We start from the raw sequence: 11,321 nt of genomic DNA, 5'->3' as shown, positions 1-11,321 counted from the left end.
GGGACTGCACGGCGGTGCTTGGGCACCGTCTGACTCCGGTAATTGTTGTCGTATTGTGTCTGCGCCTCGCCAGCGGGGAGTTGGGCTGGTGGGCGCAGATCGTGCTCTGCAGGTGTGGCTTGGTCTGATTTAGTCCATCAGCGCCCAGCCACCGTCTTTCACGGTGATCAGTTCACGACCACGTTCGTCGAAGCCGCTGTGATCTTCCGGGGTGAGGTTATAAACGCCCTGGGTGGCCGCCATTTCGGTGGTGTTTTCCAGTGCGGTACGCAGTGCAGCACGGAATTCGGCGGTGCCTGGTTTGCCCTGTTCGAGGGCGGCCGGGATGGCGTTTTGCAGCAACAGGCCGGCGTCGTAAACGTTACCGCCGAAGGTGGCTGGTGCATTGCCGTAAATGCGGGTGTAGCGGTCAACGTAGTCTTCCGCGATTTCCTTCGACTTGCTTTCAGGCACTTCGTCCAGTACCAGCATCAGGCTGGCGGCCAAAATGGTGCCTTCAACCGCTTTGCCACCGAGGCGCAGGAATGGGTCCAGTGCGGCTCCGTGAGTCTGGTAAATCTGACCGCTGTAGCCCTGATCCTTGAGGGTGGTTTGTGGCATGACCGAGGACGATCCTGGTGCCGCAATCAGTACGGCGTCCGGGTTGGACATCAGGATTTTCAGGCTCTGGCCAGTGAGAGAGGTGTCCTGACGCTGGAAGTGTTCGTCGGCAACAATCTTGATGCCGGCTTTTTCGGTCAGGCCTTTCATTACGCGGGACCAGTTCTCGCCGTATGGGTCGGCGGTGCCCATCATGCCGATGGTTTTGACACCGGATTTCTTCATGTGGTCAACCAGTGCGGCGGCAATCAGGTCGTCGTTCTGGGTGGTTTTGAACACCCACTTCTTTTCTTCCGTCATTGGCAGTACCACCGCGGCCGTTCCCACCGGGGCCAGCATTGGTGTGCCGGATTCGGCGGCAAACTGGATCACGCCCATGGCGTTGCCAGAGCCGCTTGGGCCAATGATGGCGTCCACTTTTTCATCATCAATCAGCTTTTTGAAGGCCTTGACGGTAGCGGTTGGGTCGCTGGCGTCGTCCAGTGGGATGTAGGTGATCTTTTCACCGCCTGCATGATCTGGCAGCAGCGCAACGGTGTTCTTCTGTGGAATGCCGACCAGCGCGATCGGGCCAGTGCTGGATGTCACAACGCCGACCTTGATGTCGGCCATGGCAACCGGGGCAACCATTGAGGAAGCCAGGGTGGCTGCGGCGATCAGGGCAGAAAGGGTTTTCCGTGATGGCATGAGTATCTCCTGTAATGACCAGTGGCGAGCACCGGTACCTCAAAGCTCTTCGTTGGTGTTCCTGATTCTTGTGTCAGGGTTTTTCAAAAAACGCTCAGGCTGTTTTGCAGGGGGCGTGCCATGTCGGCCTGTGCGTCGTCGCTGTGCAATTGCCGGAAATTGGCCAATTACTTTCCACACGGTCTTTTCCGGGTTTTCCCCGGGTATAGCTTCAGGCCTGATAAATACTGGAAGTTTCACGTATTTTGATTTGAAGGCTTACCGGTTGTTTTTGCTGTTTTTAGATGGTTAAAAGTACAAAAAATAAGATTGTATTTTTAGTGATTGTTAGCTTTGTCATTGGTTGGCTTGGGTTCTGCTTGGGTTTTACAAATTGATTATTAAATGCCGTTTGATTCTGTCTTGTTGTAATTAAATCCAATAAAAACAATGGTTTATGGGTTTTTGGTGGGTTTTGCGGATAGGATTTTGAGATTTTAAAAGTGCTTTTTATTGGTGCGATTTGAATTTGCTGGCTTCTTTTTTGTGCGTAAAAAATATTGAAAAATTAATTGACAAGTAAAGTTAAAAAAATGATTTTATAAAACGCATCGGGGGGCGATATCCGAAATTTTATGTGCTCCCTGGCTCTTAGAATGAGCACAGAAGAAAGCGGGTTCTATCAGACCGCTTCGAGCACAGGACACAGGAGAACAGAGCGATATGCCTGCTTATCAAATTGATAAATCCCTTTGGGGAGGCGACGCATTCGATGCGCTGCTGGCTGATATTCGCGAGCGCCGACAGGAGTTCGAGGATCAGCAATACATTGCTCAGGACATCATTGAGCGTTTTCGCGAAATCGGTGTGTATCGCGCCATGGTGCCCAAAGCATTGGGCGGCGACGAGCGTTCGCCAATGGAATTCCTGCAAATGGTGGAAGCCATTGCTGCAGCAGACGGTTCATCCGGTTGGGTTGCCAGTTTTGGTATGAACCCGGCCTATTTGGCAGCACTGCCACTGGAAACCATCGACAAGGTGTGGTCTGGCGGCCCGGATGTGGTGTTTGCCGGCGGTATTTTCCCGCCACAAAAGGCCGAGCGGGTAGACGGCGGCTTTATGGTCAGTGGCACCTGGAAATTCGGCTCTGGCTGCAAGGGTGCATCGCTGATTGGCGTTGGCATCAAGGATGAAAACGAACCACTGCCCCGCATGGCGGTTTTCCCGGCTGACAAGGTCACTATCAAGCCCAACTGGGATGTGATCGGCATGGTTGGCACCGGCTCCCACGACCTGGTGGTTGAAAACCAGTTTGTGCCGGAAGAGTGGACCTTTGTGCGGGGCGGAAAACCGAACCTCGATTCGGACTTCTTCCGTTACCCAAGCCTGTCGTTTGCTGCTCAGGTGTTGGCCATTACCTGTGCCGGTCTGGCCCGTGAAGCCCTTGATGTGGTGCAGGCCGAAGCGGCCGGACGCCAGTCTGTGACCGGTGCCCCGAACCTTGGCCAGCGCGAGTACGTGCAAATTGAAATTGCCCAGGCCGAGGCCAAATTGCGGGCCTCCCGCGCCTTCTTCTATCAGGTGACAGAGGAAGCCTGGGAAACCATTCAACAAGGCGGCAAGCCGTCAGCGGATCAGACCAATCTGATTCGTCTTGCCACCACCACGCTGGCTCATGAATGCGCCGAAGCGGTACGCATGACGTACGAGGTAACCGGCATGACCGGCGCTTACAGCAAGCATCCATTGTCTCGCATTTTGCGTGATTCCCGAATGGTGACCCAGCACGCCTTTATGGGCCGTATCACCCTGAAAAACGCCGGTGCCATGTTCTTCGGCCACGACCCGTTGCCCGGCTATTTGTAAGTGCCAGGCAGTCAGAATCAAGCGAACAGGAGTTAGATAAATGAGCGAAAAGAAACCATTGCGCGTGCTGTTTTGCATGGGCATCAACCAGAACTTTATGGACGCCCCGCGTGAAGAGCAGCTCGATGTATGGGCCGCGTTCGGCAGCATGTGGAATGCCATTCATGACATGGAAGGCGTTGAAGTGATCGGCAATATGGACGACGACCAGAGCATGGTTGGCCCTTCCACCGGTTACCCATGGACCACCTATTTGCTGGCAGACGTGGCCGATTACGACACTGTAGTGGCCTGCTGCAACCTGTTCCGTACCACCGCTGTGGGCGACACCCCGTACAAGCTGTGGCGCTACTGCAAGATCGAATCCCGTATCGGTCGTGAACTGATCGTACAACGGGCGTAAGGCAGAGATCGCCATGACGGATTTGCACGCATTGCAGCAACGTCTGCAACAGCTGGAGCACCAGCAAGCCAGTCAACAAGGTATTCGCCGTTGCATCAATCGTTACATGGATTTGTGCGACCGACTCGATGCCTGTACGCCGCTGGACGAATTGGGCGACCTGTTCACCGAGGATGCTTGCTGGGAAGGCAAGGGCGCTCGGTACGCCAATAGCTTCGGTGGCCATCAGGGCCGCGACGCCATTGTCGCCATGCTGGCGAAGTACTGCGTCGAGCCTGCCCATTTTGCCCTCAACGTTCATTACCTGACCTCTGAGCTGATTCAGGTGGAGGGCAATGACGCCAGCGGCAGCTGGAACATGTTGCAGGTGTCGACCTTCAGTGACGGCAGATCGCACCTGAACAGCGCCCGTTTGACAGTGCGCTTCCGATGCGACAACGGGGTGTGGCGGATGTGTCATTTCCAGACTGAAAACCTGTTCAGTCGCCCTGTTGATCACTGGAACAGCGACGCCAGCCTGCCTGTTCCGGGCAAGTAGCCGTATTGAACGCAGGTTAGAGCGCCAGCCAGAAAGCCGTGCAGATGCCACGCCAACCAAATTGAAAGAGAGATAGCCATGAGTGAATTGATTGCATTGAAAAACATCGGCACCCAAGCCGCTGACATGGTCGATGTAGAAAACGGCCGGGTAAAAAAAGAGCTGTACTCCAACCCGGAAATCTTTGAAGAAGAAATTGATCTGGTGTTCAACAAAACCTGGGTGTTTGTTGGTCACGAAAGCGAAGTGCCGGAAGCGGGCAGCTTCAAAACCTCTTACGTGGGTCGTCACCCGGTGATCATCAGCCGCGACCGCAAAATGAACATCCACGTACTGCAAAACCGTTGTCGTCACCGCGGTGCCACCGTGTGTGAAGCCCGCAAAGGCAAAACCAAAGCCTTTACCTGCCCTTACCACGGCTGGGGCTACGGCCTTGATGGCTCGCTGCGTGCGCTGCCTAAGCCGGAAGAGTACGACGGTGTTTTCGACAAGAAAGATATGCCGCTGGAAAGCCTCAAGTGGGACTCCTACCAAGGCATGATTTTCGCCACCTTCAATCAGGACATTGAGCCACTGGCCGACTTCCTTGGTGGTGCCAAAAAGTGGATTGATCTGTTTATGAAGCAGGGCGGTGGCTACCCGCTGCAAGTGCTGGGCGAACACCGTTTTAACTTTCCGGGCAACTGGAAAATCCAGCTGGAAAACACCACCGATGCCTACCACTTCCCGATTGTTCACAAGTCATTTGTGAGCTCGCTGGATGAAGCCACCGCCGACATCTTCGACTTCCTGGACGGCGAAGGCTTTGTTGAAGACCTGGGCAACGGCCACAGTGTGATGGTGATGATTCCTGAGCTGACCGACCTGGAGGCCGATCTGGATCAGCCGATCCCTGAACGTTTCAACTCGCTGGCTCAGGCACTGCGTGACGAAGGCAAGTCGGAAGACGAAGTGAAGAAACTTGTGCGTGCAGCCCACGGCACTGGCTTCAACCTCAACCTGTTCCCGAACGTGTCCTGCTCCATGGCGTTTTTCCGGGTGCTGCGTCCGGTATCGGTGGATGAAACCGAAATCCAGCACGTTGCCATTGGCGGTGCCGGTGCACCAAACGCCTTCAACCAGAAGCGCATGCGTTTGCATGAGCACTTTCAAGGCCCAATGGGCTTTGGTACGCCAGACGATGGTGAAGCCTGGGAGCGCGTTCAAAAAGGCTCCATGGCCGGTACTGACGGCTGGATTCTGGTTAACCGCGGCATGACCAAGCTGCGCGACTCCGCAGATGGCAACCCGCAAGGCGCGGTGTGCTCGGAAACCGGCATGCGTGGAGCTTACGCCAAATACAAGCAAGTGATGGCCGCCGGTCAGAGCGCCAAAACCGCAACCACAGACACTGTTGAGGAGAAATAAGCCATGAAATCCAACACTCAACTGCTGGCGCTGGTGACCGAATTCATCAGCTACGAGGCCGACCTGCTGGACCACAAGGGCTATCAGGAATGGCTGTCGCTGTGGACCGACAGCGGTTTGTACATCGTACCGACCGACCTCAACGAAACCGACTACCTCAGCACCCTGAACCTGGCTTTGGATGACGCCGACATGCGCCGTATGCGTGTGGCCCGATTGGAAAACGGTGAATCGGTATCCGCCAATTCCGTTGGCTCAACCGTTCGCATGGTGTCACGGGTACGCATTCTGGAAGCCGGTGACGAAGCAGTGATTGTGCGCTCGGCACAAACCCTCAACGAACTGCGTCACGGCAAGCTGGTTACCTATCCGGCCAACGTCGAATACACCCTCAAACCGGTGGATGGCGGTTTCCAGATTGAACAGAAAGTCGTCAAGTTGCTGCACGCCGATGGCTTCCTGCGCACCGTCAGCTTCGTTTTCTAATTGGCCAGGCAGAAGGAAATTTCCATGACCACAAGTATCGCAACACAGCCAGTGGCACTGGTAACCGGCGCCGCCCAGGGCGTTGGCTTTCACATCGCCAGTCGACTGCATCAGGCCGGTTACCGGGTTGTTGTGACGGATATCAACGTCGACGCCGCTCAAACCGCAGCCAACCAGCTCGATAGCAGTGGCGCCACCGCCATGGCCGTGGGCCTGAATATCGCCAGCAAAAGCGACTATCAGCAGGCGCTGGACGCCGTGATCGACCGCTGGGGCAGTGTTCAGGTGTTGGTAAACAACGCCGCCGTGACACGCGCTACACCAGTGATGGAGATTTCCCTCGAAGAGTTCAACGAAGTGGTCAGCATCAACCTGGGTGGCTGCTTCGGTGGTTGCCAGGTAATGGGCGCCTACATGGCCGAACAGGGCTTTGGTCGCATCATCAACATGGCTTCACTGGCAGGACAGAACGGCGGCACCAGCACCGGTGCCCATTACGCGGCCTCGAAGGGCGGCATCATCACCATCACCAAGGTATTCGCCAAGGAACTGGCCGCCAGCGGCGTGACTGTAAACGCCATCGCCCCGGGCCCGATCGAATCGCCGATGGTGAAGGCGCTGGTGCCGGAAGAACGCTTGCCAGGCCTGCTGGCCAACATTCCTGCTGGACGCCTGGGAGACGCCGATTTTATCGGCGACATGGTGGTGCAGCTGGCAAGGCCAGAGGCGTATTTCACCACGGGCACGACTTGGGATGTGAATGGCGGCCTCTTCATGAGGTGATCGGAGCTAACTGCGTTGGCATAGCTTCGTTGTGTCCTCGCCCGTCACTGCGCCTACCCATTTGGTATGTCTTGTGTCCGGGCTCCGGTACGCCTTGCTCTGCCTGCCTCGTTAACGCTCCGGTACGCGATTGGTCAGAAGCTAATCGCGAATGAATTCGCTCCTACGTTTCAGGTGTGGCGTTCGTAGGATGGGCCCCGCCCATCAAAGGGTAAACGACTATCGGCAGCAAGCTACCTCCTACGTACACAGATGCTGTAGGAGCTGGCTTGCCTGCGAAGCCCTGTACCGCAGGGCAAACAAATTACGAGCGACACGCTTTTGTAGGAGCGAATTTATTCGCGAATGAATTCGCTCCTACACATGACCAACGGGAGCAACTTGTAGGGTGCGCACTGCGCACCGCCGCGCTCCCGAATAAAGCGTCAGGCATCTGGCTTCAGACGTCTGACCAAGAAAGAAATACTCACGCAGAAAACCGGCCTGGCCGGACGGAGAAATAACATGACAGACGAGTTGTTGACCGTCGTCGTTCGCAAGCGCGAACAACAAGCCGAAGGCGTTGTTGCCCTGGAGTTGGTAGATCCAGCAGGGCAGCCTTTGCCGGTGTTTGAAGCGGGTGCACACATTGACCTGCACCTAAAAGGCGATCTGGTGCGTCAGTATTCGCTTTGCAACAACCCCGCCGACCGCTCGGCGTATCGGGTTGGGGTCTTGCGCGACCCGGATTCCCGTGGCGGTTCCATCGCCGTTCACGAGCATTTGCACGAAGGCACTGAGCTGCAAATCAGTGCCCCGCGTAACCTGTTTCCACTGTCTGAAACGAACGGCCGTTCGATTCTGATTGGCGGCGGTATTGGCATCACGCCGATGATCGCCATGGCGTATGCGCTGCATGCAGCGGGTAAGCCGTTTGATATCTGGTACTGCGGTCGTTCCCGTGCCACGTCGGCCTTTATTGACGATCTCGCCAACAGCCCCTTCGCCGCACAGGTTCACTTCTGGTTTGGCGACGAACACGACGGCAAGCGGGTTGATCTTGAGGCCGTTTACGAAGGCAGTGATGACACCACCCATATGTACACCTGTGGCCCGGCGGGCTTTATGGATTGGGTGATGGACGCTGCAGCCAGCAAGGGCTTCAGCGACGACCGCATGCACAAGGAATTCTTCCAGGTAGAAGTGGAAACCGGCGGCGAAGCCTTCGAGGTATATGCCGAAGCCAGTGACATCACCGTGACCGTGGGGCCGGATCAAACCATCGCCCAGGCACTGAACGCCGCGGGTATGAAAATCCCTGTGTCGTGCGAGCAGGGCACCTGCGGTACTTGCCTGTGCGACGTGGTGGAAGGCATTCCCGAACACCGCGATGTGTTCCTGACCGATGAGGAAAAGGAAGACAACGACCAAATGACCATTTGCTGCTCACGCTCCAAAACCCCGCGTTTGGTGCTGGATCTGTGAGTCGGCCAACAGCAGGAGAAATTTCCATGATTGATACCCAGGCATTTCGAAATGGCATGGCTCTGCTGGGCGGTGCCGTTAACGTCATCACCACCGACGGCGAAGCCGGACGCTTTGGTTTTACTGCCACCGCCGTGTGCAGTGTTACCGATGAGCCACCGACGTTGCTGGTGTGCATGAACCGCAATTCGTACGCCCACGACCACTTTAAGACCAACGGCGTGTTGTGCGTCAACGTACTGAATGGCGACCACCAGAACGTGTCGTGGGATTTCGCCAACCGCGATCTGAACAGCGAAGAGCGATTTTCCCGTCATTCATTCACCAACCTGACCACCGGCGCTCCGGCGCTGGACGAAGCGCTGGTGAACTTCGATTGCACCATCCACGAAAGCCACGAAATGGGCTCGCACACGGTGTTTTACTGCCGCATTCAGGATGTTCGCATTGGTTCTGCCGATGCTGGTCTGGTGTATTTCAATCGTAATTACCACCGTTTGTGCGACAGCTCGGTGGCATAGGCCACTGAGTCACTACACCGGCAACGATCTCCGGGGGCATGGGAGATCGTTGCCATGCAAGACGCCGGGCAAGGATAGGTCCGGTGGTACGAGGGGGCGGCGAAGCCGGGGGCTTCGTTACCAGCGAAAAAGAGCGGTTGAAACGTTTTGGTGTAGCTAATAGCTCTTGAACAAAACCGCCAATCACCCTAACGGCTGTTCGTTTTGTCTGGCATTTTGCTGGCGGGCGTTAGCAGCACTGGTACTGAGCAAAGAAAAAGGAAAACCACGATGAAGAGACACACTATTTCCACGACAGGCTTGCTGGTGTCGGCCATGGCCGGTTTGGCTGCCACGGGCACTGCGCAGGCAGATTTTATGGAAGATTCAGCGCTGAAAATGCAGCTGAAAAACTACTACCTGGATCGCCGCTACACCAAAAATGACACCGAGGAAGGCAACTGGTCACAAGCCGTCGACCTGCAGTTTATCTCTGGCTACACCGACACCAAGGTGAAGGTGGGTCTGGATGTGAACACCACCGACGCCATTGTGCTGGACTCCGAAGGTAATGACGGCTCGCTGCCTCTCGACAGCGATGGTGAAGCTGTCGATAACTACGGTCGTCTGGGTGCCACCCTGAAGCTGAAGTATTCCAACACCGAACTGAAAATCGGTGACTACCGTCCACACCTGCCGGTGGCATGGGAAGACCCAAGCCGCGTGCTGACCACCATCTACGAAGGTGCGGTACTGGAATCCAAAGAAGTGGAGGGCCTCGACCTCAAGGCCGGTGTGTTCTGGAAAGCCGTGACCCGTAACTCTTCCGATAAAGAGGAGTTTTATGTTTACCGTGGCCAGGACGAAAACCGCTCCGACGGCCTGTACTTTGCCGGCGCGACCTACGGGTTTACCAAGACCCTCAGCGGTACTTACTACTATGGCCAGCTGAAAGATTTCTACACCCAGAACACCTACGCACTGGCCTACAAAAACAAGTTTGGCGATACGGGCGTTAGTTACGACCTGCGCTACCTGGACTACGGTAACGACGGTAAAGCCTATGGCGGCGACGATATGGACGTGGATGTGTTGAGCACAGGTTTGGGCCTGGCTCATGGCAACCACAAACTGCGCCTGAGCTATCAGAGCATCGACGGCGAGCGTGCGGTGCCAACGCTGAACGGTTACGTACCACAGCCTTACACTCTGCACTGGTCAATGGCCGCCTTCATCATGCCGGATGAGAAATCCACCGGTATCCGTTATGGCTACGATTTTAAAGACCTGGGGGCGCCTGGTCTGTCGCTGATGACCCAGTACATCTTCGGTAAGGACATTGACGTTGCCGGTGGTGATGACGAGCACCAGTCCGAGCGTGACGTATTCCTGACCTACGCCGTTCAGGACGAAACCTTTAAGGGTTTGGCATTCTCCGCCCGTGATATGTGGATTGACCGTAGCTGGACTTCCGGCTTCCGCGAATTCCGCTTTATCACCACTTATACCCGTCAGTTCTGATCTGACGGTGTGAAGGCCAACAAGGCAGCCGCCACGCGGCTGCCTTTTGCTGTTTCCCATACTTTTTTATGTGCTTGCTGATACCAGGGAGGGGCTGTCAGCGGCATCCTTCGGGGTATCCGATGAAAAACTCTGTTTGTCTGGTGATTGCAACCTGGCTGCTACTGGCGGGCTTGCCCTCTACCGCGAGTGCTTCCATGCGCTCGGAAATCCATGTGTTCAACACAGTAACCATGTCTGATCAGCAGTTGTTGCGCGGCAAGGGCGGTCATCAGGCCGGTATTGTGGGGGCGCTGAAACTGCCGCAGGCGAGTGACAATCCGGCGGTGATCCTGCTGTACGGCCCGGGTGGCTACAGCTACGAATTGCAGGACTGGGTGGAATTATTGAATGCACAGGGCATTGCCACCTTTCTGGTCGAAAGCACCTACGGCCGTGTCGAGGCCTATACCGGCATGCGCCAGCTGGCGATGATCCGCGACGCCTGGGCGGCGCTGGATGTGCTGGCCAATCATCCGGCCATCGACATGCACCGGATCGCGTTGGTTGGTTTTACCGACGCCGGTCAGGCGGCCCTGTACAGTGCCATGTCGCGGATGCAGACCCTTTATGGCCGGGCCGATCAGCAATTTGCCGCGGTAGCGGCCTTCTATCCCAATTGTGGCTTCCAGTACCGGGACGATGACCAGCTGCTGGCCACGCCCGTGCGAATCTTCCATGGTATGAACGACAATATTAACGCCATTGGCTCCTGTCAGGACTTTGCCCGTCGCGCCAAAGCCAATGGCGCTGATATTCAGGTGGTTGCCTATGATGATGCGGGTCATGGCTTTGATTTACAGCACCCTGAAGGGCTGGCAGAAGAGAACACAACATCGTTCCGGGACTGTATTGTGAAAGAAGTCGTCAAGGGCGTGTTGGTGAATGAAACCACTGGCCGTATGTTCCGGCCTGAAAACGACTGCGTGCAGAGTGACGGCCGCTTTGCCTATAACGCCGCTGCAGCCCAGGCAGTGAAAATCGAGTTGCCGCTGTTCTTGCGACGGGCGTTCGGACAACGACAGACCGCGGCATCAGAATAGACCCG

11 protein-coding genes are annotated in these 11,321 nt (G+C 56.0%); 10 read left to right on the top strand and 1 reads right to left on the bottom strand.

Annotated features, from left to right (window positions below; translation table 11 throughout):
* Positions 1-129: 129 nt before the first annotated feature.
* On the bottom strand, positions 130-1,287 hold the full coding sequence (locus tag G516_RS0113580; protein WP_028294103.1) for an ABC transporter substrate-binding protein: 1,158 nt from the start codon (positions 1,285-1,287) through the stop codon (positions 130-132).
* A 702-nt stretch (positions 1,288-1,989) separates the two neighbouring features.
* Here G516_RS0113580 and G516_RS0113575 point away from each other — a divergent pair.
* The 10 genes from G516_RS0113575 to G516_RS22545 all read left to right on the top strand — a co-directional run bounded on the left by G516_RS0113575 (position 1,990) and on the right by G516_RS22545 (position 11,316).
* Positions 1,990-3,132, top strand: coding sequence for an acyl-CoA dehydrogenase family protein (locus G516_RS0113575; RefSeq protein WP_028294102.1), 1,143 nt, complete (start codon positions 1,990-1,992; stop codon positions 3,130-3,132).
* A 40-nt stretch (positions 3,133-3,172) separates the two neighbouring features.
* Positions 3,173-3,535 (top strand): hypothetical protein, encoded by a 363-nt coding sequence (locus tag G516_RS0113570; protein WP_028294101.1) that lies wholly within the window; start codon positions 3,173-3,175, stop codon positions 3,533-3,535.
* A gap of 13 nt (positions 3,536-3,548) precedes the next feature.
* Positions 3,549-4,073: a nuclear transport factor 2 family protein gene (locus G516_RS0113565; RefSeq protein ID WP_028294100.1), complete on the top strand. Its 525-nt coding sequence runs from the start codon at positions 3,549-3,551 to the stop codon at positions 4,071-4,073.
* A 78-nt stretch (positions 4,074-4,151) separates the two neighbouring features.
* A complete protein-coding gene (locus G516_RS0113560; RefSeq protein WP_028294099.1) occupies positions 4,152-5,480 on the top strand; it encodes an aromatic ring-hydroxylating oxygenase subunit alpha in 1,329 nt (442 codons plus the stop codon).
* Positions 5,481-5,483: 3 nt separating this feature from the next.
* Positions 5,484-5,966, top strand: coding sequence for an aromatic-ring-hydroxylating dioxygenase subunit beta (locus G516_RS0113555; RefSeq protein ID WP_028294098.1), 483 nt, complete (start codon positions 5,484-5,486; stop codon positions 5,964-5,966).
* 24 nt (positions 5,967-5,990) lie between these two features.
* On the top strand, positions 5,991-6,749 hold the full coding sequence (locus G516_RS0113550) for an SDR family NAD(P)-dependent oxidoreductase (protein WP_028294097.1): 759 nt from the start codon (positions 5,991-5,993) through the stop codon (positions 6,747-6,749).
* 504 nt (positions 6,750-7,253) lie between these two features.
* Positions 7,254-8,213, top strand: a complete 960-nt coding sequence (locus tag G516_RS0113545; RefSeq protein WP_028294096.1) for a PDR/VanB family oxidoreductase — start codon at positions 7,254-7,256, stop codon at positions 8,211-8,213.
* A gap of 26 nt (positions 8,214-8,239) precedes the next feature.
* Positions 8,240-8,734 carry a flavin reductase gene (locus G516_RS0113540; protein ID WP_028294095.1) on the top strand — a complete coding sequence of 165 codons (495 nt, stop codon included), beginning with the start codon at positions 8,240-8,242 and terminating at the stop codon, positions 8,732-8,734.
* A gap of 270 nt (positions 8,735-9,004) precedes the next feature.
* Entirely contained in the window at positions 9,005-10,234 is a 1,230-nt protein-coding gene (locus G516_RS0113535; RefSeq protein WP_028294094.1) for an OprD family outer membrane porin, read from the top strand.
* A 122-nt stretch (positions 10,235-10,356) separates the two neighbouring features.
* A complete protein-coding gene (locus tag G516_RS22545; RefSeq protein ID WP_051219428.1) occupies positions 10,357-11,316 on the top strand; it encodes a dienelactone hydrolase family protein in 960 nt (319 codons plus the stop codon).
* The last annotated feature ends 5 nt before the right edge of the window (positions 11,317-11,321 follow it).

Origin of the sequence: Oceanobacter kriegii DSM 6294, from assembly GCF_000422845.1 — a bacterium.
In the GTDB taxonomy this organism is placed as follows: domain Bacteria; phylum Pseudomonadota; class Gammaproteobacteria; order Pseudomonadales; family Oceanobacteraceae; genus Oceanobacter; species Oceanobacter kriegii.
This window is presented reverse-complemented; position numbering and strand designations above follow the sequence as displayed.